At 41.9% G+C, this 25,576-nt stretch carries 24 protein-coding genes; 14 read left to right on the plus strand and 10 right to left on the minus strand.

The window, feature by feature from the left end:
- Positions 1–106: 106 nt before the first annotated feature.
- Entirely contained in the window at positions 107–1,303 is a 1,197-nt protein-coding gene (gene tyrS / locus H5185_RS10460; RefSeq protein ID WP_182742056.1) for a tyrosine--tRNA ligase, read from the minus strand.
- 125 nt (positions 1,304–1,428) lie between these two features.
- Here tyrS and H5185_RS10465 point away from each other — a divergent pair, with 125 nt between their 5' ends.
- The 4 genes from H5185_RS10465 (at position 1,429) to H5185_RS10480 (ending at position 5,081) form a co-directional block, all read left to right on the plus strand.
- Positions 1,429–2,958: a peptidoglycan DD-metalloendopeptidase family protein gene (locus tag H5185_RS10465; RefSeq protein WP_182742057.1), complete on the plus strand. Its 1,530-nt coding sequence runs from the start codon at positions 1,429–1,431 to the stop codon at positions 2,956–2,958.
- A gap of 34 nt (positions 2,959–2,992) precedes the next feature.
- A complete protein-coding gene (locus tag H5185_RS10470; protein ID WP_182742058.1) occupies positions 2,993–4,105 on the plus strand; it encodes an anhydro-N-acetylmuramic acid kinase in 1,113 nt (370 codons plus the stop codon).
- Positions 4,106–4,219: 114 nt separating this feature from the next.
- Positions 4,220–4,606, plus strand: a complete 387-nt coding sequence (locus H5185_RS10475) for a DUF2750 domain-containing protein (protein WP_165870124.1) — start codon at positions 4,220–4,222, stop codon at positions 4,604–4,606.
- Positions 4,607–4,610: 4 nt separating this feature from the next.
- Positions 4,611–5,081: a hypothetical protein gene (locus H5185_RS10480; protein ID WP_124017069.1), complete on the plus strand. Its 471-nt coding sequence runs from the start codon at positions 4,611–4,613 to the stop codon at positions 5,079–5,081.
- A gap of 111 nt (positions 5,082–5,192) precedes the next feature.
- Here the strand turns inward: H5185_RS10480 and erpA are convergent, their stop codons facing one another.
- Positions 5,193–5,543 (minus strand): iron-sulfur cluster insertion protein ErpA, encoded by a 351-nt coding sequence (erpA, locus tag H5185_RS10485; protein ID WP_182742059.1) that lies wholly within the window; start codon positions 5,541–5,543, stop codon positions 5,193–5,195.
- A gap of 9 nt (positions 5,544–5,552) precedes the next feature.
- Positions 5,553–6,338, minus strand: coding sequence for a DUF6776 family protein (locus H5185_RS10490; protein WP_182698310.1), 786 nt, complete (start codon positions 6,336–6,338; stop codon positions 5,553–5,555).
- 311 nt (positions 6,339–6,649) lie between these two features.
- Here H5185_RS10490 and H5185_RS10495 point away from each other — a divergent pair, with 311 nt between their 5' ends.
- From H5185_RS10495 to nhaD, 4 genes are all read left to right on the plus strand, one after another.
- Positions 6,650–8,374 (plus strand): chloride channel protein, encoded by a 1,725-nt coding sequence (locus tag H5185_RS10495; RefSeq protein ID WP_182742060.1) that lies wholly within the window; start codon positions 6,650–6,652, stop codon positions 8,372–8,374.
- Positions 8,375–8,761: 387 nt separating this feature from the next.
- The gene (locus H5185_RS10500) at positions 8,762–9,781 is read left to right on the plus strand and encodes an aspartate carbamoyltransferase (protein ID WP_182722511.1); all 1,020 of its coding nucleotides are present in this window, start codon (positions 8,762–8,764) and stop codon (positions 9,779–9,781) included.
- 26 nt (positions 9,782–9,807) lie between these two features.
- Positions 9,808–11,094 carry a glutamate-1-semialdehyde 2,1-aminomutase gene (gene hemL / locus H5185_RS10505; protein WP_182698309.1) on the plus strand — a complete coding sequence of 429 codons (1,287 nt, stop codon included), beginning with the start codon at positions 9,808–9,810 and terminating at the stop codon, positions 11,092–11,094.
- A gap of 311 nt (positions 11,095–11,405) precedes the next feature.
- On the plus strand, positions 11,406–12,653 hold the full coding sequence (nhaD, locus tag H5185_RS10510) for a sodium:proton antiporter NhaD (protein WP_124017063.1): 1,248 nt from the start codon (positions 11,406–11,408) through the stop codon (positions 12,651–12,653).
- A gap of 155 nt (positions 12,654–12,808) precedes the next feature.
- Here nhaD and H5185_RS10515 read toward each other — a convergent pair whose 3' ends face one another.
- Together H5185_RS10515 and H5185_RS10520 are read right to left on the minus strand one after the other, a co-directional pair.
- A complete protein-coding gene (locus tag H5185_RS10515) occupies positions 12,809–13,921 on the minus strand; it encodes a general secretion pathway protein GspB (protein ID WP_182742061.1) in 1,113 nt (370 codons plus the stop codon).
- Positions 13,921–15,594 (minus strand): ExeA family protein, encoded by a 1,674-nt coding sequence (locus tag H5185_RS10520; RefSeq protein ID WP_182742062.1) that lies wholly within the window; start codon positions 15,592–15,594, stop codon positions 13,921–13,923. The genes H5185_RS10515 and H5185_RS10520 overlap by 1 nt, the downstream gene beginning before the upstream one ends.
- Positions 15,595–15,724: 130 nt before the next feature.
- Between H5185_RS10520 and H5185_RS10525 the strand changes: the two genes are divergently transcribed.
- Both H5185_RS10525 and H5185_RS10530 read left to right on the plus strand, forming a co-directional pair.
- Complete coding sequence (locus H5185_RS10525) at positions 15,725–16,957, plus strand: multifunctional CCA addition/repair protein (protein ID WP_182742063.1); 1,233 nt, start codon at positions 15,725–15,727, stop codon at positions 16,955–16,957.
- Positions 16,958–17,237: 280 nt separating this feature from the next.
- Positions 17,238–17,504 (plus strand): Lpp/OprI family alanine-zipper lipoprotein, encoded by a 267-nt coding sequence (locus tag H5185_RS10530; RefSeq protein WP_124017059.1) that lies wholly within the window; start codon positions 17,238–17,240, stop codon positions 17,502–17,504.
- A 373-nt stretch (positions 17,505–17,877) separates the two neighbouring features.
- On the opposite strand, the gene H5185_RS10535 is transcribed toward H5185_RS10530, so the two are convergent.
- The 4 genes from H5185_RS10535 to folB all read right to left on the minus strand — a co-directional run bounded on the left by H5185_RS10535 (position 17,878) and on the right by folB (position 20,553).
- Positions 17,878–18,720 carry a putative RNA methyltransferase gene (locus H5185_RS10535; RefSeq protein WP_182742064.1) on the minus strand — a complete coding sequence of 281 codons (843 nt, stop codon included), beginning with the start codon at positions 18,718–18,720 and terminating at the stop codon, positions 17,878–17,880.
- An 89-nt stretch (positions 18,721–18,809) separates the two neighbouring features.
- Entirely contained in the window at positions 18,810–19,610 is an 801-nt protein-coding gene (locus H5185_RS10540) for an undecaprenyl-diphosphate phosphatase (RefSeq protein ID WP_124017057.1), read from the minus strand.
- Between the two features lie 38 nt (positions 19,611–19,648).
- Complete coding sequence (gene folK / locus H5185_RS10545; RefSeq protein WP_124017056.1) at positions 19,649–20,161, minus strand: 2-amino-4-hydroxy-6-hydroxymethyldihydropteridine diphosphokinase; 513 nt, start codon at positions 20,159–20,161, stop codon at positions 19,649–19,651.
- A 38-nt stretch (positions 20,162–20,199) separates the two neighbouring features.
- Positions 20,200–20,553 (minus strand): dihydroneopterin aldolase, encoded by a 354-nt coding sequence (gene folB, locus H5185_RS10550; RefSeq protein WP_182722506.1) that lies wholly within the window; start codon positions 20,551–20,553, stop codon positions 20,200–20,202.
- 278 nt (positions 20,554–20,831) lie between these two features.
- Here folB and plsY point away from each other — a divergent pair, with 278 nt between their 5' ends.
- Positions 20,832–21,425, plus strand: a complete 594-nt coding sequence (gene plsY, locus H5185_RS10555; protein ID WP_404717023.1) for a glycerol-3-phosphate 1-O-acyltransferase PlsY — start codon at positions 20,832–20,834, stop codon at positions 21,423–21,425.
- 72 nt (positions 21,426–21,497) lie between these two features.
- On the opposite strand, the gene tsaD is transcribed toward plsY, so the two are convergent.
- Positions 21,498–22,514, minus strand: coding sequence for a tRNA (adenosine(37)-N6)-threonylcarbamoyltransferase complex transferase subunit TsaD (gene tsaD / locus H5185_RS10560; RefSeq protein WP_182742065.1), 1,017 nt, complete (start codon positions 22,512–22,514; stop codon positions 21,498–21,500).
- Between the two features lie 458 nt (positions 22,515–22,972).
- Here tsaD and rpsU point away from each other — a divergent pair, with 458 nt between their 5' ends.
- The 3 genes from rpsU (at position 22,973) to dnaG (ending at position 25,456) form a co-directional block, all read left to right on the plus strand.
- Positions 22,973–23,188 carry a 30S ribosomal protein S21 gene (gene rpsU / locus H5185_RS10565; protein WP_006080725.1) on the plus strand — a complete coding sequence of 72 codons (216 nt, stop codon included), beginning with the start codon at positions 22,973–22,975 and terminating at the stop codon, positions 23,186–23,188.
- 7 nt (positions 23,189–23,195) lie between these two features.
- Positions 23,196–23,639 (plus strand): GatB/YqeY domain-containing protein, encoded by a 444-nt coding sequence (locus H5185_RS10570; protein ID WP_124017052.1) that lies wholly within the window; start codon positions 23,196–23,198, stop codon positions 23,637–23,639.
- Positions 23,640–23,728: 89 nt separating this feature from the next.
- The gene (gene dnaG, locus H5185_RS10575; RefSeq protein WP_182698995.1) at positions 23,729–25,456 is read left to right on the plus strand and encodes a DNA primase; all 1,728 of its coding nucleotides are present in this window, start codon (positions 23,729–23,731) and stop codon (positions 25,454–25,456) included.
- Positions 25,457–25,576 lie beyond the last annotated feature (120 nt).

A 25,576-nucleotide genomic window follows, 5' to 3' on the forward strand; every position in this document is an offset into this window, starting at 1 on the left:
CTTTAATTGGCTGTGTTATATGGCTTCAGTGATATCGATTTCATTACGTATCAGACATAAAAAAACGGCTTAGTTAATAAGCCGTTTTTTATTGATTTCGTAAAAATTATTTCAAGATAACTTTAGCAAATTTTCGCTTACCAACCTGGAATACCGCTTCAAGACCAGCATTAAAACTGATGCGACTGTCTTCCACTTTTTCGCCATCCATTTTAACCGCACCTTGCTTGATCATCCGCATACCATCAGATGTAGAGCCAACAAGACCGGCATCTTTGAGTAAGTTAGCAATCGCTAAGCCTTCACCGGCTTCTAAAATGACTTCTTCGATGTCATCTGGAATGGCACCTTTTTGAAAGCGATCGATAAACGCTTGATGTGCAGTTTCTGCTTGGGCTTCATCATGGAAACGAGCAATAATTTCTTTGGCTAATAAAATCTTGATATCGCGAGGATTAGTGCCATTTTCAACGTCTAGTTTAAACTGGGCTAATTCAGTTAATGGACGGAATGACAATAATTCAAGATAACGCCACATCAAATCATCTGAAATCGACATGATTTTACCAAACATTTCATTTGCAGGCTCACTCACACCTATGTAGTTGTGGGCCGATTTAGACATTTTTTTAACGCCGTCTAAACCTTCAAGCAATGGCATCATGATAACAGTTTGCGGCTTTTGGCCTTCTGACTTTTGCAGTTCGCGACCCATAAGCAGGTTAAACTTTTGATCAGTTCCACCTAATTCAACATCGGCTTGCAATGCAACTGAATCGTAACCTTGCAATAAAGGATACATAAATTCATGAATCGCAATAGATTGACCTGATGCATAGCGCTTTTTAAAGTCGTCACGCTCCATCATACGAGCAACCGTTTGCTGTGAAGCTAAACGGATCATACCCGCGGCACCTAATGGCTCTAACCAGCTAGAGTTGAATTCGATACGCGTTTTTGCTGGGTCTAAAATTTTATAAACCTGTTCTTTGTAGGTTTCTGCGTTAGCAAGCACTTGCTCACGGGTCAATGGCGGACGAGTACTGTTTTTACCGCTAGGGTCGCCGACCATACCGGTAAAGTCACCAATCAAGAAAATCACTTCGTGACCTAACTCTTGAAAAGTACGCATTTTGTTCAAAATAACCGTATGACCTAAGTGAATATCTGGAGCGGTAGGGTCTGCGCCTAACTTGATGCGTAATGGACGCCCTTCTTTCAGTTTCTCAAGCAAATCCGCTTCAAGTAATATCTCATCGGTACCGCGCTTAATCTCTGCCAATACTTGATCTAAATTCGCCATCTCTACTGCAACTCCCAGGGCTTGCACAAAAAATAAAGAGCTCTATGTTACTTGTTAGCCACAGCAAATGAAAGAGTGTACACTTAGCAGATAACAACGAGATAGAGAAATTGGTAACAGAGTCAATGGCAAAGCTTCTTACTTTATTCACATTGCTGCCAAAAGCACATCAAATCACATTATCTTTATTAGTGATTTTAACGACATTTATTCTGATGTTCCCATCGGAAGACGCTCAAGCATCTAAACAAACCCAATTGATGAGCCAATCAACTGAGCAACCAGACATAGAAATCAACAAGCGTTATGCCATTCCACTTGCCTTTCGCACGCCTACAGCACCAAATAGTAATGATAATATTGATGCCGAAAAGTCTGATGAACTCCTATCAAAAGATGACAGCGACAATAGCGACAATACCAACAGCGGTGAAACGGCAGATGACGAAGCCTTTGCTCAACACCTTTCGATGTTGCAAACCAGCAGTTCTGATATTGACGGTATGATCAATGATATCGACCAGCAAGTGGCTAATCAAAAAGCCAAGTTAAAGCAAGAGGTCGCTAACGATGATAATAGCGTTGAATACTATGAAGTTGTTAAAGGCGATACATTGGGCGGCTTATTTAGCCGTGCTGGACTCAGCGCTAAAGACGTCTACGACATTACCCAATTACCGTTAGCCAAAAAGAATTTGCTCAAGATTATGCCCGGCGAAGAAATTGCCATTAGTAAAAATGCCCAAGGTGAATTACAAGAATTAACCTATCGAATGGACAAAGTGTCGACATTAGTGATCAGTCATCACAATGAGCAATATAAAGAAACCGTCAACACCAAAGAAATCGAAAATCGTACCTCATTTATTACCGCCAATATTAAAAGTAACTTTTGGAATGCTGCGGCGGATGCCGGTTTATCGGGTAATCACATTATGGAATTGGCCAATATCTTTGGCTGGGACGTCGATTTCGCGCTTGATATCCGTAAAGGCGATCATTTTTCATTATTGTTTGAACAAGAATACGCCGATGGCCAATTTTTACGTAATGGCAATATTCTCGCCGCGGAGTTTTTTAACCAAGGGGAGCGTTACACCGCCGTACGGTATACCGACGGAGAATATTATTCAGAAGATGGCAGTAGTATGCGCAAAGCATTTTTACGCTCGCCAGTAGACTTTAAATATGTCAGTTCTAACTTTAATCCTCGTCGTTTACACCCAGTAACGGGGCAAATTAAAGCCCACCGCGGCGTAGACTATGTGGCCGCCATTGGTACACCGATTAAAGCCGCGGGTAAAGGTAAAGTGGTTGAGGCCGGTTATAACCAGTTTAATGGCAACTATGTATTCATTAAGCACAACGAAACCTACACCACTAAGTATTTGCATTTAACTAAGCGTAAAGTAAACCGTGGTGAAACGGTTAAACAAGGCCAAATAATCGGTACCTTAGGTAAAACAGGCCGAGTCACCGGTGCTCACTTACATTATGAATTCATTGTAAATGGCGTTCATCGCAATCCACGAACCATCGACTTACCTAAATCAATGCCGATTGATCGTAAAGAGAAAAATAAATTTACGGCACTCAGTAAACAATTGATGGCTCAGCTAAAATCAAATCAACAACAGCAATTGGCAAGTAATTAATAGCCTAATATTGCCATTCACAGAGAGTTACCTCATGTCTAAGCCAGAATACTTTATCGGTCTAATGTCAGGCACAAGCATGGATGGTGTTGATGCGGTGTTGGTTGATTTTTCAACTGATCATCCTATTTTAGTTGCCAGCCATACCGAAGCAATACCAGCACATTTATTAAGTGGTTTACAACGTTTATGCCAGCCAGCAACAGATGAAATAAACCGCCTCGGTCGACTCGATCGCAGCGTTGGTAAACTGTTTGCACAAGCGGTTAATCACTTATTGGCTAAAACAACTGTCACTGCCGATGAGGTTATAGCCATAGGATCACACGGACAAACTGTGCGTCATATGCCTAATTTAGAAATGGGTTTTACATTGCAAATTGGCGATCCTAATACCATTGCTATTGAAACTAATATCGATGTCATTGCTGACTTTAGACGTAAAGATATTGCCCTTGGCGGCCAAGGGGCACCGTTAGTTCCAGCATTTCACCAGCAAGTATTTGCTCGCCAAGGTCACTCTAGAGTGATTTTAAACATAGGTGGAATTGCCAACGTAACCTATTTACCTGGTAATAGTGAGCAAGTATTAGGCTTCGATACCGGTCCGGGTAACAACCTAATCGATGCCTTTATTCAACAAAACTTGAACCTTCCTTTTGATGAGGATGGTGCTTGGGCAGACTCCGGAACCAGTAATCCTGTCTTACTCAAACAGCTATTATCGCACTCTTACTTTTCGTTAGCTTACCCAAAAAGTACTGGTAGAGAGCTATTTAATCAAGCATGGCTTGAGCAACAAATCGCTGACTATAGTCATTTAGATCAAGAAGATATTCAATCTACCCTACTTGATCTTACCTGCCACAGTATTGCCAACGACATAAATAAACTGGCACCGACAGGTGAATTATTTGTCTGTGGTGGCGGAGCATTAAATAAAGCCTTAATGCAACGACTAGCCATCTTGGTTCCCCATTATAAAGTCGCTACCACCAGCGCGTTAGGTGTGGATGCAAAATGGGTTGAAGGCATTGCCTTTGCCTGGTTAGCCATGCGTTATCACCATGATTTACCCGCTAACTTACCCGCTGTTACGGGCGCGTCACGCGCTGCTGTGCTAGGTGGGCGTTTCAAGGCGAGATAAACACACCAAAATGCGTGGTTTACTTTTGCAATTGTGGCCTCAATGTTATGATGCCCACAAATTTGCTTAATTGTTTAAAATTGAGCAAAGCCAAAACTTAAGATGAGAGTCAATATGAGCAATAAAACCAAAACTGTATCTGAACTAATGAATCTAACTCCAGAAGGTCGTTATGATTATATGGTTGATCAGATTAAAGCTGAAAAAATTATTTGGACACTTCAAGATCAAGATGGTTGTGTCATGCTGACCACTGAAGATGAAGACTGTATTCCAATGTGGCCATCTGAAGAGACTGCCGCACTATGGGCTGTTGATGAATGGAAAGACTGCGAGCCATTAGCGATTCCACTTGACGAGTTTCAAGAACGTTGGGTAAGCGGTATGGAAGATGATGACTTATTTATCGCGGTTTTCCCCGTTCAAGAAGACTTAGGTGTTGTGGTTCCTCCTTTTGAAATGAATGAACGAATTTTGCCAAAGAAACAACAAAAGCATTAATTTGATGACCGATACCAACTCTGAAACCAACCACGCAGACCAGGCTCACAGCGTTGCAAAGCCACATTTACCAAAACGGCTAATTGGCTTGATGATCGTTTACACCTTGTCGGCCATCAGCGGGCTATATGCTGCCAACTCCTTGTCTGAGTTAAGTGCAATGTTATGCATATTAACCTTAATGATGGTGCTCGCAATAATCGGCCGCCAAAAAGCAGGCTTATATCTTCTGCGGGTGTATTGTGTACTGCAACTTTTGTTATACAGCGTACTGCCAATCATTATGTATGACCCCGACAATTTAGTTGCCGGTCCAACCACGTTTGATTTTGGTTTGTTTCAAACCGTTGTTGCTGATTGGGTTATCTACTCTGTGCTTATTGCGCTGGGGATCATTCAAGTGTGGATTAGCTTTAATGCAAAAGTGAAGGCGTGGTTTAAACCGCGGATGAATTTTAATATTATGAGCAGTTAGTTTTGGGTGTATCGGTACAATATAGACATCAAAAAAGCCGTCGAAAGACGGCTTTTTGTTAGCTATTCGATTACATGTCCCCAGACAGGTTAATCACTGTAATAACGCGCATTACACCGAGAAACTCGCTCCGCAGCCACATGTTGTGGTCGCATTAGGATTTTTAACAAAAAAACGTGAACCTTCAAGACCCGATGTATAATCGACTTCACCACCAACAAGGTACTGAAGACTCATTGGATCAACAACCAATTGCACACCTTGTTTCTCAATGGTGAAATCACCTTCGTTGACTTTCTCATCGAATGTAAAGCCATACTGAAAACCAGAGCAACCACCACCTGTTACATACACACGCAGTTTTAATTCAGGATTCTGTTCTTCTTCTAACAGACCTTTTACTTTTATCGCCGCCGCATCGGTAAATTGGATCGGCATTGATGTATCAACTTGTTCAGTCATTACTACCTCTTACTTCGGTTTCTGAGGAGAATTATCCTTTACCTGACTATTTTGTTCAAGTATTACCCGCAGTTCTTTTTCACCCATCAACAGCTCTGGTACATTATAGACTTGCTCAATCTCGCCACCTTTGACACCACGACGAGCAGCCACCTTCACTTTGACCATGATTCGTTGAAGATTAAATCCCACTGGAAGTTCAAAATTGTTATCTATAATTTGAAAATAATTAAATTCAAAATCCAGTTTTTTATTGATTAATTTGCTCAAAGACAGCTCAGCTGGCTGATCATTTTGTGTACCTAGCAACAATACCGTCGAACTCGTCTTCACTTTAACTTGGTGTTTTTGCAACTGAGTGAGAATTAATCGCAATTGATATTGACCAGCCGCCACACCCTGGGCTAATTCCACCCCATGAATAGACACGCCTTCAACACCAGAATCAGTCACCATTATACTGCGATAAAACGCTAATTCTTTCTCTAACGCTTTTTGATCTGATAATTGTTGGCTAAACATATCTTGCATTTCTTTATTGGCATTTTCAGCAATGCTTAATGCTAAATTACGACTGGCAAGCACTTGCGCCTGTTCCTCCAGTTGTTGTAACAATTTACGCTTGCCACTGGCACTATTCGGCGTAGCCTCTGGTGCAAATGAAAGCCATAAATTAAAACTTATTGCTCCCAATAAAAAACACACTAACATTAAACCAATCAAGTATATGCTTGATGTCCTATTTTTACGTTCTAAAACTTGCAGTCTATCTAACCAACGGTGATAATTTAACATTAAGTTACAACCTTTTAATAAAATACAGTATGCTTGGCGAAGCATATTTTTCTTGGGTTTATTTTTGTGCCCTAGTTAACGTTTTGTGCAAATCATACCCGTATTACACAAGGTTATAATGCTAATATTTAGCGAGCCCAATAACCCTTTTTAGCCTATTAACTGTGTTAAATCAGATATGCAGCCAGCATGTATTAAGCGGTTAGTCCTATTGATGGAGAGTAATAACATGACACTAGCGCGTTATCAAACGATCAATAAACAGCTGCACAAAACACCCTTAACATATCAACAGGCCTTAGAGTCAAACCGTGCGATTTAAGATAAATAAAGCCGCTATTATTCACGCCAAAAGAACGACGCGCAAATATCTACGTAACGAATTTAGAGATAAGTTATCTCAGGCTAAAATTAGTGTGCAACTTGGTGCACTGGCGCTGCTGTTTGCCATCATAGCTTCTGTGGTGATTATCTTATTCCGTTTAAGCCTAGTGTGGGCAGATCAATACCTGCATTCAGATAGCTTAACCTTAAGCTCAACCTTAACTAATTGGCGATCTTACTTACCGATTATCGGCGCATTACTCATTTGGCTACTGTCTTTATTGGGCTCAAAACGCTATCGGCGCATGGGGATTGCCTATGTACTTCACCGGTTCAAATTACATTACGGTAAGGTACCGCTTCAATCTGCTGCTGGACAGTTTTTTCAAGCATTAATCGCCTTAATGGCTAATTTTTCTGTCGGTAAAGAAGGCCCTGCAATTCACTTAGGTGCAGTAAGTGCCAGTGTTATGGCCGAGAAGTTTTCATTACCAGACAATAGCGTGCGCATTATGTGTGCCAGTGGTATTGCTGCCGGCATTGCTGCAACCTTCAATGCACCGCTTGCTGCGGTATTATTTGTATTTGAAGTGATTGTGCGCGAATACAAAATCCATTATTTCTTCCCAATCATGCTTTCAGCCATTTGCGGCGCGGTATCCAGTCAATTAGTGTTTGGTAATATTCATGAATATGAATTGATTAATGTCATTCATATTCCATTGGATCAATATCCTATTTTGCTGATTGGCGGCCTTGCTTTAGGCTGTGTCGCTGCGTTGTTTAACTATTCACTGCTAAAAGTAACCGCGACAGGTCAGCAATGGCCGTTAATTTATCGACTGCTTATTGCGGGTGTGATTACTTCGTTTGTGGCGCTGTTGCTGCCACAAGCTCTAGGTTCTGGTGATCTGGCAATTAAAGAAGCCATTAGTGAGCATCCTAGTTTACTGTTTTTAATTGCACTGTTGTTGGCAAAAATCTTGGCCACCATCGCCGCTATTGGCTTTGGTGTCCCCGGCGGATTAATTGGCCCACTCTATGGTATTGGCGCATTAGTTGGGGCTATCTTAGCCTTAGTCAGCAGTTTACTGTTTCCATCCATCGCACCTTATGTGGGTTTATATACTGTCATTGGCATGACAGCAATGATGGGGGTTTGTCTGAGTGCCCCTCTAGCTGCATTAGTTGCGCTGCTTGAATTAACCAACGATGCGTCGATTATCTTACCGGCGATGTTTGTCACCATTCCAGCATTTTTAGTGGCATACCAGGGATTTAATACTCATTCTATCCTACTTAAACAACTGGATATTATGGGCTTAGGCTATAAGGTTGCCCCACTGAATCAAGGGTTACAAAAGAAAGGCGTTAGAGTACTGATGGATAAACGCTTCGTGATTGTTAACGATGATGACGAACTACTGCTTGAAGTACTTAAACGCGCTGCTGGCCGCCCAGTATTAGTTAGAAATGCTGAAGGCGAAATTGAAATGTTGCGACTTGAAATGCAATCCTTTGAAGATTCAACCACCCTATCGCGTCATCTCATGCCCGGACTACCTGACAGCGCCACCTTAAATGAAGCTTATGAAGCACTGCTCCCAAAACGATCTGGCGAAGTGTATATCTATCGTGATAACACGCAAAAAGTTGTTGGGGTGATCAGTTGGGCGAATTTATTGCAAGAAATTCGCTCAGGGCAAATTTAATCCAACCTCTTTGAGCTCATTAGTCCTCAATAGTGTGACAAAGTGCGGCTTAATCCTCACTTGTCGCTCCATATGAGGTGCTTGAGCAAATTACAGCTTCAGATGTTATCTCAGTGGTTCTAAGGCTAATTCGCTGCGGCACGAGCAAATAAATGAGTCTTTCAAACACGATTAAGTTAACGGCCAAAATCATGTCAATGTTCTTGATAACAGCAAGTGAATCTCTGTGTTAAGCACGGTTATTATATTTATCTGGCGGTTATTTTCTGCTACAATTTTGCCTCAGCCACCCTAGACATAATCTCTATAACACCCTATATAATAATACGGTAAAATAGCATGCTGTTCTGGTGAATATTTTGCCCCTAAACTTTGGAAATTAGGCTGATGACGCAGTTCGAAGGTTCACATATCCTTTCAGTAAGCCAGTTAGATCTGGATTCAATTAACACTATTTTCAACGTCGCGAATAAAATGACACCTTATGCTTTGCGTGAAAAACGCACCAAAGTATTAGAAGGTGCCATTTTAGGCAATCTGTTTTTTGAACCCAGCACCCGAACTCGTGTCAGCTTTGGCTGTGCCTTCAATTTACTTGGCGGACATGTTCGAGAAACCACAGGAATGGCATCATCGTCATTATCCAAAGGCGAATCACTTTACGATACGGCTAGAGTACTCTCTACTTATTCGGATGTAATTGCCATGCGTCATCCAGACGCATACTCAGTTAAAGAATTTGCCGAAGGCAGTCGCGTACCTGTAATTAACGGTGGCGACGGACCGAATGAACACCCTACTCAAGCCTTACTCGATTTATTTACCATCAAGAAAGAGTTAAGCCACTCAGGTATGGGCATAGACGGTATGCATATCGCCATGGTAGGTGATTTAAAATATGGTCGTACTGTGCATTCACTATCACGCTTACTGTGCATGCATAAAGATATTAAATTCACCTTGATATCGCCAACTGAACTATCAATGCCTGACTATGTGATCGCCGACATTGAAAATGCTGGCCATAAGATCACAATAACCGAGCAACTTGAAGGCAATTTGCATCATGCAGATATTTTATATCTGACACGCATTCAAGAAGAGCGCTTCCCATCACAGGAAGAAGCCAATAAGTACCGAGGTAAGTTTCGCTTAAATCACAATATTTATACGCAACACTGCAAGTCAAATACCGTGATTATGCATCCATTGCCTCGTGATTCACGCGCGCAAGCAAATGAACTCGACAATGATTTAAACAGCCACCCAAGTTTGGCTATTTTTAGACAAGCCGATAACGGCTTACTTATACGTATGGCACTTTTTGCATTAACACTTGGGGTTGAAGACCAACTCGAAAAGTATGAGTGCCCAGTAAACTGGTATTCACGTAAAGCCGATAGATAATTGGCACACAATATTAAGGATTAGACATGACCCGTTCCGAGGTTTTATTTGAACAGGCTAAAAAGACCATCCCTGGTGGCGTTAACTCACCTGTACGAGCTTTTAATGGTGTAGGTGGTTCACCTTTGTTCATTGAAAAAGCTGATGGTGCTTATATTTTTGATGCCGATGGTAAAAAGTATATCGACTATGTTGGTTCATGGGGACCGATGATTTTAGGTCATAACCACCCTAAAATTCGCCAAGCAGTGTTAGATGCCGTTGAAAATGGTTTGTCGTTTGGTGCACCAACGGAACTTGAAGTTAAAATGGCTGAAAAAGTCATATCAATGGTGCCATCAATAGAACAAGTTAGAATGGTCAGTTCAGGTACTGAAGCCACCATGAGTGCGATTCGTTTAGCACGTGGTTTTACTAACCGTGACAATATCTTAAAATTTGAAGGTTGCTACCATGGCCATGCTGACTGCTTATTAGTTAAAGCAGGTTCTGGCGCGTTAACCCTAGGGCAACCAAGCTCACCTGGTATTCCAGAAGATTTTGCTAAGCACACATTAACAGCAACTTATAACGATCTTGATTCTGTGCGCGCTATCTTCGAACAAAATCCAACCAGTATCGCCTGTATCATCCTTGAGCCGGTTGCGGGCAACATGAACTGTATTCCACCTGTCGAAGGCTTTTTACAAGGCTTACGCGCCATGTGTGATGAGTTTGGTGCACTATTAATCATTGATGAAGTAATGACAGGTTTCCGCGTTTCTATGAGTGGCGCACAAGGTCACTACAAGGTAACACCTGACTTAACCACACTTGGCAAAGTCATTGGCGGCGGTATGCCTGTAGGCGCATTTGGTGGCCGTAAAGATATCATGCAGTTTATTGCACCAACTGGCCCTGTCTATCAAGCCGGTACCTTATCTGGTAACCCAATTGCGATGTCTGCTGGTTTAGCCCAAATGGATGCATTGTGTGAACCCGGTTTATACGAAGCACTTGCAGATAAAACGAAACGCGTTGCAGAAGGTTTTAAAGCCGCTGCAGACAAACACGGTATTCCATTAAATATTACTTATGTGGGTGGTATGTTTGGTTTCTTCTTTACTGAAGATAACACGCCAATGACCTCGTTTGCCCAAGTCACAAAATGCAACATGGAACACTTCCGTCATTTCTATCATGCCATGTTAGATGAAGGTATTTATTTAGCGCCAAGTGCTTATGAAGCGGGCTTCATGTCAATGGCTCACGGCGATGCTGAAATTGAATATACTCTGGCCGCTGTTGATCGTATTTTTGCTGCAATGAAATAAATCAACAGACAGCTTACGCTAAACTGTCTTTTGGCAACAATAAAGAGGATAAATAACCACGTTATTTATCCTCTTTTCATTTGTGTTAACAAACTCCAATTTCTTTTCACTGTATTGCTTTTTTATACGCTACTTTGGTCGATTATTAGCAAAATAACTGTGATCTCAGTTGCGAAATCCCTCGTTGTGTGATGTGATCGCCCCGCCAAACGGAAAGCTTAATTAAACCTTAACGCTAGGGCCAAATTAGGTTAGCAAAAATTCATGGTAATGATGTTGATTACCTACAACACAAAGTTGGAATTGCAGTCATGCTACATACTTTTCTTATCTCACTTGCGGTACTTGCATTGCTCAGTATCGTGTTCGAAGAAGTTACCCATATAAATAAAGCAAAAACCACCCTATTCCTTGGCTGTATAGCTTGGATTACCTTGTTCATAGCTTCTGGTAGCCCAGAAAAAAGTAAAATCGTGGGCGAAAACCTCAACGAAAACTTATTAGAAATTGCTACATTATGGTTGTTTTTAATGTCGACCATGACTTTTGTAGCCTATCTTAATGCTAAAGGCATGATCCAAGTATTGGTTCAAAAAATATTTCCGCAGCAAGTCTCTGTGCGAATGTTGATGATGCAAGTCGGGTTATTCTCATTAGTACTGTCGACTTTTTGTGACAACGTCACTGCCACTCTGGTGTCATTAGGTTTACTAACAACCTTTAATTTAGATAAGCAAATGCGCCGCCGTATGGCCGTGTTAATTATCTTTGCGGTAAACTCTGGTGGGGTGGCATTAATCACGGGTGATGTGACTACCTTGATGATTTTCCTCGCCGGTAAAGTGCATATCTCAGAATTGTTAATCTTGTTTATTCCAGCAGGAATTAGCGTCATGGTCCTAGCAGTATTGTTTTCACTTAAAGCCGAAGGACATGTAAGCACTACGCCTATCGAGCAAAATTACAATACGGTTGATATTGTCATCGGAGTCATTTTCTTTACTACCATAGTATTAACCATGGTACTTAACGTGCTGTTTGGTATTCCGCCGGTATTGACCTTTTTATTCGGCTTATCGGTGATGTTCTTAGTGGGCCGCACCAATAAAAGTAAAAGTGAAGAAGTTCAAGTATTAGAATATATCCGTCAGGTTGAATTCGATACTCTATTGTTCTTCTTAGGTATCTTGTTACTCGTTGGCATGCTTAAAGAAATTGGCACCTTACATTTATTAACCGAAGTGTACGGCATGTATAACCCTAGTATTTCTAACTTTTTCACTGGCGTGGGTTCTGCCCTGTTAGATAACGTGCCATTAACTGCAGCGTTATTAAAAGCCGATCCGGTTCTCACAACAGCACAATGGTTAGGACTGACTTACTCTGTTGGTGTCGGTGGATCGTTATTAATCATAGGTTCTGCATCAGGCATCATTGCCATGAGTAAAGTGGAAGAGCTCACATTTGTCAGCTACTTAAAATACGTACCAGCATTACTATTATGTTATTGCATCGGTTATGGATTAACCTTGTTTTTAGCCAATAACATTCATGGTTAATATGGCGAGTTAATTAAACCAATAACACTAAGGCGCAATAAGCGCCTTAGTGTTATTTATCGATTGAGACTAACAAATGACATAACGAAGTTGCGATAGGTTTGTTAAGGTAAGTATGGTAAACCGAGATTGAAATACTTGTGCTAAAGCAGCATCTAAATAGCTGGTACTCTAAATTGTTCACCGTTAATTTCTAACACTATATCCCTAGGCCTTATCTCAACAATGGTAAGCTTATTCTGAATCATATCGCCCTGCTGTAATTCAACACCATCGACATTTAGCCAACGATTGTTTGGTTCAGATGAATATACATGGGCATTAATATTAAACTCAGGCACTTGTAGCTGTACGCTAGCAGGTAAATCACCATATTTAGGAATTTGTAGATTGGTAGGTCGAGGAATAGGATCGAGCTTTTCCTGCGTCACTTGCTGATTAGCAGACTGCTCATATTCAACATCTTTTAGCGCGGTTTGAAATGCGGCTAACAAGTTATTGCGCTCATCAATTGAGGGCTCTTTTACCGAAGCAAAATCGACCTCTTCAGCCGCAGCATTAACTTGCAGCCTTAATGATTCTAGTTCAGCTTGCCCACGTCGATTAGCATTGGCGCCTAATATAATCGGTTCGGCATTATCGGTCAGATTAGAAGACCCACTGCGTCCCGACACTTGATGGGGTTGATCGTCAGTTTGTTGAGCCATTGCCTGAGCATCGTCATTACGACCCCAATCCTGATTACGCGCCTCAACATCTGATGCCGATTGATAACCTGACTCCATAGGTTCAGCAGCAGTGTTCTCAACATTACGCTGCAAAGTACCCAAGGATTGATAACTATTTTGAGCAAGAGGTTGCGCAATCGGCAAAGCCACTTTACCGGCTAATCGCACTCCATCATGGCCTTGATCTATGGCACTCTGATTGCCGCGTGGCAGCTCACGAGATCCATTAGCAGCTACCGCATCAGCAGATAGGGTTGATTGGGCTACAGCCACGGTATCAGCCACGGCTAACTGTGCATTGTAACGCTCAACGGGTAAGGCAACAGTTTGCACACCAGGCACTGCAGGATGTAGCAACAAACTCATGCTCCAAGCCGCACCAACACCAAACGCAATAGATAACGCAAGCAGAGTGAATTTTCGGGTGTTGGCTGATATTTTCGGCGGCGGAGAATAATTGGCTCTGGGCGTTAAAATAACATCAACAATATTTTCTTGTTGCTGCTTTTTACGGTTAACAGCATCTAATAGAATTGACATTAACTGCGCTCCGAAGATGCACTCAAACGCGGGCCTTGCTGGCTTAAATATAAGTTCAGTTGTACTAAGGTTTGATTGCCAGCAATACCATCAGGCTTTAGGCCATGCTGACGCTGAAATTGCATTAATTGCTGTTCTAATTCACCATCGAATTGCGTCAGTAAGCGTGCTCGGCGTTTATTGACTAACGCTAAGCTATTTTCTAACCACTGTACTTGCGCCAAACTCGAAGACTGACCGATTTCACGGGGTAATATACCGTCTGGTTGCCATAGAATTTCGAAGGTACCGCTAAAATGACGATCAAACCAATCTTTGTTGACCCAGAATTGTTGCTCGCCCAATTGCAATAAAATTTGCTCCACTTGGCGCTCTACAATCACCCCATAAAACACATTTGCCTGAGCATCTTGCAAATACACCACAGCAGGATAATTTAACCGCATAATACTGTACCAATTACCTTGTTGCTGGTAACAGGCTAAATCTTGTTGCTGCGCAGCCTGGCAGGCAGATAAACCAATGATAGGCTGTTTATTCCATAAACCAAATAACCCGGCAAAAGCATTATCAATGCTACTGCTTTGTAACATAGCTTGACGCAAAATCTGTTGCTGCGCGTTAACAACTGGCGGGCTGGTTTGTAGTTGCGATGTCGATGCTGTAATAGATTGATTTGTGGCACTAGGAATAGTGGCTAACGCTGGAGGATTAACAGACTGCTGCGTTTGATTGCTAGCTAATGCTGTATTGGAGTTAAGGCTATCGTCATTAGCCGAGCGATTAAACAGATAAAACGACAAACCAAATGCCAATACCAGCGCGGTTGCTGCAACAAATGGCCAACGCTTGTCGCTAGGAGCATCAATATCACCTAACACTTCAACGGCGGCTTGATTAACCATCTTGTGATCAATCGGCACCTTAGCTTGACCATAACCAGCCATTAGCGCTCGTTCACATAATAAGTTAGTCAAGCGTGGAATACCGCCAGAGTGCTTATGTAACGCGGCTATCGCTTTACGGGTAAATAAAGGCTCGTGCCGACCCGCTACTTGTAAACGGTGCAGAACATATAAGCCAATTTCATCTTTATTCAATGGTAATAGATGGTAACGAGCGGTGATCCGCTGTGCTAACTGGCGAAGATCTTGGCGTTTTAACAGTTGCTGTAACTCTGGTTGGCCAATCAAAATGACCTGCAACAGTTTTTTGGTATTGGTTTCAAGGTTAGTCAGCAAACGCAACTGCTCTAACACCTCAGAACGCAAATGCTGCGCCTCATCAATAATCAGTACGGTATTACGGGCATTTTTATGATTAGTGAGTAAGTAAGTACTGATGAGATCGGTCAGCTGTTTTAAGGTCGGATTTTCGCCATACTTAATTTCCAACTCATCACACAATGTCGCCAAAAGCTCTAACTCGGTAAGTGATGGATTAAGAATAAATGCCGTATCTGTATTTTCCGGTATTTGTTGTAATAAACAACGCGAAACGGTAGTTTTCCCGGTACCAACTTCCCCCGTCAACAATACAAATCCACCAGTTTCACCTAACCCGTAAGTTAAGTGTGCCAGCGCTTCGCGATGACGATCGCTCAAGAACATATAATGAGGGTTAGGCGCAATAGAGAATGGATTATCGTTTAATCCATAGAAGGCTTTATACATTCGACCAAAAATCCTTATTTGAAACTGACGGCTCACGTTAATGCTTGTGCAACAGCTTGTCAAAAGTTAGCCGTAAAAATCTAACTCTGATAAGATTTAAGCAACTTATTATTACACGTTGTGGTACGCCATGAAGATTTATTTAGTCGGCGGGGCCGTGCGCGATACACTTCTTAAACAAACTGTTGTCGACAAAGACTATGTGGTCGTTGGCAGCAGTATTGACGAAATGTTGGCTCAAGGCTATCAGCAAGTCGGAAAGGACTTTCCGGTTTTCTTACACCCAAAAACTCAACAAGAATATGCACTGGCGAGAACAGAGCGTAAAACAGGTAAGGGTTACCAAGGGTTCAGCTGCGATGCTAATAAAGATGTCACTCTTGCTGATGACTTACTGCGCCGCGATTTAACCATTAATGCCATTGCACAAGATAGCGAAGGTAAACTCTATGATCCCTACCATGGCATTGATGATATCCACGCCAAAGTACTGCGCCATGTATCCGACGCCTTTATTGAAGATCCCTTGCGCGTATTGCGAGTGGCCCGATTTGCGGCTCGATTTCATTACTTAGGTTTTACCATTGCAGCTGAAACCTTACAGTTGATGACCGATATCGCCAATAGTGGAGAGTTAGAGCACCTCACGCCAGAACGCGTATGGCAGGAATGCGATAAAGCATTAGGCAGCCAAAGTCCGCAAATATTTTTCGCAGTTTTAAAGCAATGCCAAGCATTAACCGTGTTATTTCCAGAAATTGATGCGTTATTTGGCGTCCCCCAACCAGCAAAGTGGCACCCAGAAATAGACACTGGCGTCCATACGCTGATGGTTCTGGAGCAAACCAGCCTACTAAGCAGTAATAAAGCGGTCCGCTTTGCAGCATTAGTACATGATGTGGGCAAGGGGTTAACCCCAAAACAAGAGTGGCCGAAACATCATGGTCACGGCCAAAAAGGCTTAAGCATCATTAAAGCACTTTGCCAACGAATACGCGTGCCTAATGAATACCGTGATTTAGCCTTATTGGTCAGCGATCAACATCAGAATATTCATAATGCTTTTGAACTGAGGGCTGAAACCATCGTTAAACTGTTTGATAAAGGTGATTTCTGGCGTAAACCGCAACGGTTAACAGAGCTTTTATTATGTTGTCATGGCGACATAAGAGGACGAACTGGATTTGAACAAGCAAGCTATCCGCAAGCTGAATTTTTACAACATTGCTATGAGTTGGCCAGCAACGTAGATGTGCAATCAATTATTAGCGCGGGTTACCAAGGATCGCAAATTAAAAGCCAACTTCAACTAACGCGCTCAGAAACAGTTAATAGTTATATAAAACAAAGAATTGAACAATAATAGTTACATCAGTAATCGCCTATTTAGGTTTTTATGTAAAAAAGCGGAAAAATGCAATTTTTAGCGGAGAATAAGCAATAAATCACTAAGATTTATATAAAATCGATAAATAATGATGCTTTTTGCCCAGCCAGCTTGCAATTTTCTTTTATTTCGCTATTTTAATTAAACAATGTTAAGTTTGCCTATAGCAAATTAAAAAATCTGTGACATAATTACGCCGTTGCAAAGGCACATGCCGTTGCACTATTTAACAACCTATATATTAAGGGATTTACCCATGAACAAGAAAGTACTGATGATTGCTGGTGTTGCGATGACTGCTTTATTAGGTGGTTGTGCTAACACTACTGCTTTAGAAGAAAGCGTAGCAAACCTAGGTAACAAAGTTGATCAACTATCAGCAGAAGTTGGTTCTTTAAAGTCTGAGCAAAGCAAGCTATCTGCCGATGTTAAAGGTGCTAAAGCTGCTTCTATGGACGCACAAGCCGAAGCTAAACGTGCTAATGACCGTTTAGACAACATGGCTTCTTCTTACAAAAAGTAAGAACTGCTATTAAAAATTAGCTTATTTAATAGGTTGATTATTAGGGCTTGATTGTTGATTCCACTACTTTGTAGTATTTCAACATCAAGCCTTAATTATTTGTGCTTATTTAAAATGAGGTATCAAGCCGTATCAAGCGGTATCAAGCGGTATCAAGCGAAAAATCTAAACACCTACGTCTTCTCGACAGCAAATTTTTTACGATTAAATCTATATCGCCTTCAACCATTTAGCCTTTGAAAGCCATCTCTTCAAAACCATCGCATTAACACTTATAGCGCCTAACCACTAAGCGCCCTAGCCCTTTAACGCTCTCAGCACATGGTTGTCATTATCGCTTATCAGCCTTCTCGCTCGTTACCTTTTCGACCATTTATAAACGTTTTTTTAGGACTAAAATTTGCCAATTAAACTCTAAATCGGCAATCGCCGTCGATTTCACTTGATGCTTTAGCTGATCATTTGCACGCCATCCAAAGACCGACATATCAAGTAATGTTAATGCCTGCTCACCAGTAACAGATTGAACGAATACGACTTGTTGCTGCGATTCAATTTCAACATCGTTGGGTAAATTGAGTTGAAGCGGCTTCTCAACTAAGTCGGGATAAACTTGTTGTTTTATCTGCCATAAATGGCGAACACCCGGCTGTAAAAGCACAATACGTCCATCATCTTTTAAAATTCGAATGCACTCTTTACCTTTTAGAGGTGAATCAAGTACTGTGACAATGTCGATTGATTGCGCGTCAAAGGGTAATTTTTTTAATGCTAACAATAATAAATTAGCTGGTGTTTCAGCTTTAGCAGCTGCGAAAATAGCATTTTCAGCATCGGTAATTCCCCAATGCTCACATGACACATTTGCTTCAGCTACAGCTGGAACAAGCTGACGTAAATAGAAGCCATCAGCACACTGGTAATCGATATGCTGTAATTGGGTTTCGCCACGTGAGGTACACAAATCCAACAACACGGTTTGGAGTTGCTTAATTAGCGGTGCAAACAAACCTGACTCTAATAAAAAATGTCGTCCGCGCATTTGCTGGCGAGACTCCACTTGTGGCTTAGACTTAGCCTTAGTGTTGCTCAGTAGTGGCCAATAGCCATTAGGATGCTTATCAAAATGATGTTTATTGTCGCAATAAAATCCCGATGAAGCTTGATGTTGCTTGAGTGGAGCAGAACACACTGGACATAATAAAGATAACGTCATAATTACACTGATAGTTAATTAAAAGAGCATAAAACAAAACGGGTTGATACCAACCCGTTTTGCAAACAAAGGTCGCTTAAAGGCTTATCCTAAAGATAGAGTAATCCAAGCAATACCGCACCAAGAACCAGTCGGTATAATACAAACGGTGTCATACCTATTTTGCTAATAAACTTTAAAAAGAAATGAATACATAAATAGGCCGCAACAAAGGATACAACAATACCTAAACCAAGCGCTTGGTAATCGATAGGTGCTGGGCTGGTCACTAAGTCTTTGGTCACCAATAACGCTGCACCAAAACTTACCGGCACAGACATCAGAAATGAAAATCGTGCAGCAGCTTCACGGGTCAGCCCTAACATCAGTGCGGCTGTCATGGTAGCGCCTGAACGTGAGGTCCCAGGGATTAATGCCATCGCTTGAGCTAAACCAATAAGCAACGCTTTTTTCCAGCCCATTTGAAATTCGTTTAACTGCGCTTTCGACATTCTATCGGCCAACCACAGCAACAGACCAAACACGATTGTTGTGATAGCGATGACTAAGGTATTTCTAAAATGGGTTTCTATAAAATCTTTGGCGGTAAAGCCAACAATAACCGCAGGTATCGTGGCTAAAATAATCCACCAAGCGAGTTTACTTTCTTGCGTTTGTTGCTTAGCGACTAAACTGATAAACCAAGCTTTAGCCAGTGCCACTATCTCATGACGGAAATAAATCACTACCGCAAATAAAGAGCCAGTATTTACCGCAACATCAAATGATAATCCTTGATCAGCCCAACCTAAAATTTGCGACGGTAAAATTAAATGTGCCGAGCTAGAAATCGGCAAAAACTCAGTCAGCCCTTGGATTAATGCCAGCAAAATAACTTGTAACGTGTCCATATCTTTCCTTTGTAAGAAATTAACTTATTGATGAATAATTAATATTTAACGGGTAATAATTCGGCTGGGAACTCGAAGGTAATAGGCCATAACTGCTGGCGTTGCTTGTCATAGTCTTGCCAAAGCGCACCATAGGTCTGTAGCGTCACCGGATGGGGTAACTCAGGGGCAATTTCAGCTAAAGGCCATAAAACAAAGGCATTAAACAAAATTTCGCCACGGGGAAGTTCTACCGGAATGTTACAAATCACATCGTCATAGAGCAGCAAATCAATATCAAGGCTTCTAGGGCTAAATTTTTTCTCACCTCTGATACGGCCGTTGTCTTGCTCAATTTTCTTAAACGTTGCCACAACCTGTGCAATCGATAATTCAGTATCAGCAGCGGCAACCATGTTTAAAAAATTAGTGCCTTTGAAGCCAACCGATTCACTCTCATATACGCGTGATAATTGTAATGGGCCAAAATATTGCTGTAAATCAACCAAACCGGCTTTAAGATGTTGCTCAGGAGAAATATTGGTGCCTAAGCTAATGTAAATACGTGCCATTGACTGACCTAATGCTAAACGAAAAAATAAAATAACACTTAAATGTTACCGCGTTCAATCTCAACACCAACAGAAACCGCATGAGGTATTGCCCCGGGCTTCATCACGACCACTTTAACCCAAGGCACATTGAACTCTTGTTGCAAACAATGGGCAATCATTTCAGCGACAGTTTCAATCAACTCAATCGGATTTTCAGTGATCAGTGCGGTTAAACGATTCGATACGGTTTCATAACACAAAGCATTTTCGTAACTATCACTAGCAGCGGCAAGACGATTGTCCCATGCCATATCTAAATCGATAAGTAATGTTTGATGGATCTTTTTTTCCCACTCATAGATACCAATTATGGTCTCTATCGCTAGCTGACGGATGAGTACTTTATCCATATAATTCCTACCTTAATCGACATAAAAACTTTCAAGAACATCCTAATCAAACTTAATTATCGATTATATGCTTAATAATCCACATTTAAGCTTTTTCCTAATCAGTTAAAGCAGTAGGATAGGCGCTATTGTGCAATTAATATCAACGAAATGGTTAATGTTAACGCAAAGGTGGCTTCAGAGGATACTGAAAATCACTTGCCCAACAAATCAATGCGCGATGATACCCTAAGAAGAGTAAGGAAACCAATTTGAACGCCGTTACTGTCACCGTGTTGATGATCATTGCCGCCTACCTAGCGGGTTCGATCTCAAGTGCCATACTGGTTTGTAAAATAAGAGGTTTACCCGATCCAAGAACCAGCGGTTCCGGCAATCCAGGGGCCACTAATGTGCTTCGCATCGGTGGAGTCAGTTCGGCAGTATTAGTATTATTTTTTGATATGCTCAAAGGCGCTGCGCCCTCTTACCTTGGCTATAAAATGGGACTTGATGCGGCATCATTAGGCTTCATTGCTGTCAGCGCCTGCTTAGGGCATATATTGCCAATCTTTTTTGGTTTTAAAGGCGGTAAAGGTGTCGCGACCGCTTTTGGTGCAATGGCTCCCATTGGTGGAGATTTAGCCCTTTGCCTAATCCTGACTTGGATTGTATTTGTGCTGTTAACGCGCTATTCATCTGTGGCTGCTATGGCAACGGCCACCTTAGCGCCTTTTTACACTTGGTGGTTAGATGAACGCTTCATCCTTCCTGTCGCTATGCTATCAACGCTAATTTTAATTCGTCACAAAGACAATATTGGCCGTTTACGTCACGGTGAAGAAAGCAAAGTCTCACGAAAAAAATCCATTAAAAAACCCGACACTAAATAGTATCAGGTTTTCATTAATAGCAATCGTAGAATCACTTACTAAACTAAGCTACCAATCGCATAAACTCATCGATTAATCGACTGCAGGTAAGCTATCCAAAGGCCACCTTGGTTGGCCTTTAACCGCGAGTCCTTCAGTGTGTCCAGCACGTAAGCGCTGTAATCCAGCATAAGCAATCATGGCACCATTATCAGTACAAAACTCTCCGCGAGGATAATATACCTGCCCACCTAGATTAGTCATCATTTCGGCTAATGATTCACGTAAACGAGTGTTAGCACTCACACCGCCAGCGATCACTAATCGCTTATAACCTGTCTGCTTTAAAGCTCGTTTACATTTAATAGCTAAAGTATCAACAACGGCTTCTTCAAAAGCTCGGGCAATATTGGCACGAGTCTGCGGATCGTTAGGCTCTTTAGCAATCGTGTTTGCGGTAAATGTTTTTAAGCCTGAAAAACTAAAATCTAACCCAGGTCTATCGGTCATTGGGCGCGGAAACTTATAGCCTACTGATAAGCCTTTTTGAGCTAACTTGGCTAAGCGAGGGCCGCCAGGATAATCTAATCCCATTAACTTGGCTGTTTTATCAAAAGCTTCACCGGCCGCATCATCTACAGACTCGCCTAACACTTGATAACGACCAATGCCTTCAACTTGTACCAACATTGAATGACCACCAGAGACTAGCAAGGCTATGAAAGGAAATGCTGGCGCATCATCTTCTAACATAGGCGCCAGTAAATGCCCTTCCATGTGATGTACGCCAACAGCAGGTTTGTTCCAAGCATAAGCTAACGATCGCCCTACACAGGCTCCGACAAGTAAAGCACCAATTAGGCCAGGACCTTTAGTGTACGCTACGCCGTCGATATCATTTAAGCTCGAATTAGCTTGCGCTAAGGCCTGTTTGATTAAAGGCACTATTTTACGAACATGATCACGAGAGGCAAGCTCAGGCACAACACCACCATAGTCGGCGTGCAATTTAACTTGGCTATACAGCACATGTGACATTAAGCCTAATTTATCATCATAGACTGCTATCCCTGTTTCATCGCAGGATGTCTCAATACCAATAACGCGCATAATCTCTCGTCTTCATTAAAATAAGGCCGCCAATTCTACCCGTCTCTGCGTCAATACTCCAATATTTCAGGATTAAATAACACAAGCGATGAATAAGAGTTTCGGTTAACAAATCCAAGTTATAAGCTTGTTTTATACAAACCTAATGCTCAATTTAACCATTAGGTGACGATAATTTCGCTAATAATGATGCGCTTTATTTAACGCAGACCATACTGCTCTGAGACTAAGGCAGATGCGGCGCAGTTATCCAAGATGACCGCATTTTGATTCACTATCAAAAAATAGCACGATGAGCCGCTCCCTAAAGAGAAAATCAAGTCAGGGGGTTTACAAATGGTCACCGCTCGGTGTAAAATTCCGCACCATTTTAAATAGCCTTTGGTTTGAGTTAAATCACTAAAAAAGTTTAGTCGATTTAGTCATCCAGCATAACTACACCTAAGGGGTGATGGCGTATGCCAATTATTAAAGTACGTGAAAACGAACCATTCGACGTAGCTCTTCGTCGTTTCAAGCGCTCTTGTGAAAAAGCAGGTATTCTAGCTGACGTGCGTGCTCGTGAATTTTACGAGAAGCCAACTACTGCCCGTAAGCGTGCAAAAGCAGCTGCAGTTAAGCGTCTAGCTAAGAAGCTTTCTCGCGAAAACGCACGTCGCGTACGTTTATATTAATCTCATTATGAACTTAACCGAACAGCTAAAAGACCAAATGAAAGATGCTATGCGCGCTAAAGAAAAAGTGCGCCTAGGAACAATTCGTATGGCTCTTTCTGCCATCAAACAGATTGAAGTGGATACCCGCGAAACACTGACTGATGAACAGACAATAGCTGTATTAACCAAGATGGTTAAACAACGCCGCGATTCGATTGCTCAATATGAAGCAGCGAATCGTCCGGAGTTGGCAGAGGCAGAAGCAGAAGAAATTCGAGTAATCGAAAACTTCTTGCCTACGCCGCTAACCGAAGATGAAGTTGCAGCGATTATCGATGCAACAATTATTGAGGTTGGTGCTGGAACCATGGCGGATATGGGTAAAGTAATGGGAGCATTAAAATCTAAAGTTCAAGGCCGTGCAGATATGAGTGCCATTGGTACAATGATCCGCGCTAAATTGAAGTAATCAATTTTTAATGTTGAATAAGCCGTGCACTTGCACGGCTTGTTTGTTTAAATCAGTTGATAAAGTAAATTCGAGAACAACAGCAATCAATGGCGATACCTCGTGATTTTATCAATGAGCTAATAGCTCGAGTAGACATAGTCGATCTAATCGATCGTAAAGTGCCGTTGAAAAAAGCCGGTAAGAACCATTCGGCTTGTTGTCCTTTTCATAGCGAAAAATCACCCTCTTTTACCGTCAGTAGAGACAAACAGTTTTACCACTGTTTTGGCTGCGGTGCCCATGGCAATGCTATTGATTTTGTCATGGAATATGATCGCCTAGAATTTGTTGATGCCATTGAAGAAATTGCCGGTCAGCTTGGTCTTGCAGTACCACGAGAGCAAGGCACAGGAAAAAGACCTGATCAAGGATTAAGTCGAGATTTATACGAACTGATGGAAGAAGCCAACCTCTTCTATCAAAGCCAGTTGAGGCAGCACACAGACAAACAGAAAGTTATCGACTATCTTGAGTTTCGCGGATTATCGACTGAAGTTGTTGAGCAGTTCGGCATTGGGTTTGCTCCCGACGGTTGGGATGGTTTACTGGGGCGTTACAGGCAAAATGTGCCCGCCCAAGATAAATTACTGACAGCAGGCATGTTAATTGCCAATGATAGCGGTAAACGCTATGACCGTTTTCGCGACAGATTAATGTTCCCAATACGCGATCGTCGTGGTCGTGTGGTTGGATTTGGTGGAAGAGTTTTGGGTGACGGTACCCCAAAGTACTTGAATTCTCCAGAAACGCCCATATTTCATAAGGGTAATGAACTTTATGGTTTATATGAGCTAAAACAAAAGCACCGTGACCCTCAGCATGTATTAATTGTTGAAGGATATATGGATGTTGTCGCCCTCGCCCAGTTTGGGGTTGATTATGCCGTCGCATCCTTAGGTACCTCGACTACTGCTGAACAATTTCAGCTTTTAGTGCGTAGTGCAAAGCAAGTGATTTGTTGTTATGACGGTGATCGCGCCGGCCGAGAAGCCGCTTGGCGCGCACTAGAAACAGCACTACCACTGTTAAAACCAGGTGACCAAGTCAAGTTTATGTTTCTGCCGCAAGGTGAAGACCCAGACACTATGGTACGCAAAATTGGCAAAGAGGCCTTTGAAGCCTTAATGCAACAAGCCATGTTACTGCCCGAGTTTTTATTTGACACATTGAGTGCTAACCACGGGACAGACAAAGGGGCATTAGCCAAGCAAGCCATTGCGCTAATTGAAAAGGTACAAGATACCGTCCTACAGAATTTATTGTTAGAAAATTTAGCCCATAAGTTAGGCATGAACAGTGCCGATGATTTAAAGAAAAAATTAGGTTTTACGGTAAAAAAAGTAAAACCATTAAATGCTAAAGGCTTACAAGGTCGCGGCACGCCATTAAGATTGGCCATTGCCCTCCTAGTCCAAACCCCCAGCTTAGGCTTTGGTTTGGCAAAGCAGCCAGCACTAAATCGATTACAAATGACCGGCATAGAATTGCTCAATCATTTGTTAGATATAACTCGAGAGCAAACGTTAAACAGCGCACAACTACTTGAAATGCATAGAGAGCATGACCAAAAAAGCACTCTAATTAAGCTAGCCCAATGGGATCATCAAGTGGCGGATGAAAACGTACTGCCAGAGTTTAAACAAACCCTGATTTGGTTAAACAACCAATATATTGAACAACGATATCAGGAGTTAAGCCTGAAACAGGCTTTAACGAAAGTTGAAAAAATACAGCTAACTAAGCTGATTTCTATAATGAAAGGCATAGCGAAGTAGTTCGCAGCTTATTCGTTAAGAATATGCGAACAAACATTGCCATGGACTAGCTAAGGTTAGCCCACACAGCTATAATTGACGATTTGCGTGCCACTTAGCATAGCTAACTGGCCTATCGTT

Source organism: Shewanella sp. SG44-6 (assembly GCF_014164185.1).
In the GTDB taxonomy this organism is placed as follows: domain Bacteria; phylum Pseudomonadota; class Gammaproteobacteria; order Enterobacterales; family Shewanellaceae; genus Shewanella; species Shewanella vesiculosa.

What these genes read in the sequence shown, in the direction of transcription:
- dnaG (WP_182698995.1), top strand. Translation starts at nt 23,729, where the DNA reads ATGGCGATACCTCGTGATTTTATCAATGAGCTAATAGCTCGAGTAGAC.
- hemL (WP_182698309.1), top strand. Translation starts at nt 9,808, where the DNA reads ATGACCCGTTCCGAGGTTTTATTTGAACAGGCTAAAAAGACCATCCCT.
- H5185_RS10465 (WP_182742057.1), top strand. Translation starts at nt 1,429, where the DNA reads ATGGCAAAGCTTCTTACTTTATTCACATTGCTGCCAAAAGCACATCAA.
- H5185_RS10490 (WP_182698310.1), bottom strand. Translation starts at nt 6,338, where the DNA reads ATGTTAAATTATCACCGTTGGTTAGATAGACTGCAAGTTTTAGAACGT.
- plsY (WP_404717023.1), top strand. Translation starts at nt 20,832, where the DNA reads ATGATCATTGCCGCCTACCTAGCGGGTTCGATCTCAAGTGCCATACTG.
- rpsU (WP_006080725.1), top strand. Translation starts at nt 22,973, where the DNA reads ATGCCAATTATTAAAGTACGTGAAAACGAACCATTCGACGTAGCTCTT.
- H5185_RS10535 (WP_182742064.1), bottom strand. Translation starts at nt 18,720, where the DNA reads ATGACGTTATCTTTATTATGTCCAGTGTGTTCTGCTCCACTCAAGCAA.
- folK (WP_124017056.1), bottom strand. Translation starts at nt 20,161, where the DNA reads ATGGCACGTATTTACATTAGCTTAGGCACCAATATTTCTCCTGAGCAA.
- H5185_RS10515 (WP_182742061.1), bottom strand. Translation starts at nt 13,921, where the DNA reads ATGTCAATTCTATTAGATGCTGTTAACCGTAAAAAGCAGCAACAAGAA.
- H5185_RS10530 (WP_124017059.1), top strand. Translation starts at nt 17,238, where the DNA reads ATGAACAAGAAAGTACTGATGATTGCTGGTGTTGCGATGACTGCTTTA.
- H5185_RS10470 (WP_182742058.1), top strand. Translation starts at nt 2,993, where the DNA reads ATGTCTAAGCCAGAATACTTTATCGGTCTAATGTCAGGCACAAGCATG.
- erpA (WP_182742059.1), bottom strand. Translation starts at nt 5,543, where the DNA reads ATGACTGAACAAGTTGATACATCAATGCCGATCCAATTTACCGATGCG.
- H5185_RS10525 (WP_182742063.1), top strand. Translation starts at nt 15,725, where the DNA reads ATGAAGATTTATTTAGTCGGCGGGGCCGTGCGCGATACACTTCTTAAA.
- tyrS (WP_182742056.1), bottom strand. Translation starts at nt 1,303, where the DNA reads ATGGCGAATTTAGATCAAGTATTGGCAGAGATTAAGCGCGGTACCGAT.
- H5185_RS10500 (WP_182722511.1), top strand. Translation starts at nt 8,762, where the DNA reads ATGACGCAGTTCGAAGGTTCACATATCCTTTCAGTAAGCCAGTTAGAT.
- H5185_RS10570 (WP_124017052.1), top strand. Translation starts at nt 23,196, where the DNA reads ATGAACTTAACCGAACAGCTAAAAGACCAAATGAAAGATGCTATGCGC.
- nhaD (WP_124017063.1), top strand. Translation starts at nt 11,406, where the DNA reads ATGCTACATACTTTTCTTATCTCACTTGCGGTACTTGCATTGCTCAGT.
- tsaD (WP_182742065.1), bottom strand. Translation starts at nt 22,514, where the DNA reads ATGCGCGTTATTGGTATTGAGACATCCTGCGATGAAACAGGGATAGCA.
- H5185_RS10540 (WP_124017057.1), bottom strand. Translation starts at nt 19,610, where the DNA reads ATGGACACGTTACAAGTTATTTTGCTGGCATTAATCCAAGGGCTGACT.
- folB (WP_182722506.1), bottom strand. Translation starts at nt 20,553, where the DNA reads ATGGATAAAGTACTCATCCGTCAGCTAGCGATAGAGACCATAATTGGT.
- H5185_RS10520 (WP_182742062.1), bottom strand. Translation starts at nt 15,594, where the DNA reads ATGTATAAAGCCTTCTATGGATTAAACGATAATCCATTCTCTATTGCG.
- H5185_RS10480 (WP_124017069.1), top strand. Translation starts at nt 4,611, where the DNA reads ATGACCGATACCAACTCTGAAACCAACCACGCAGACCAGGCTCACAGC.
- H5185_RS10475 (WP_165870124.1), top strand. Translation starts at nt 4,220, where the DNA reads ATGAGCAATAAAACCAAAACTGTATCTGAACTAATGAATCTAACTCCA.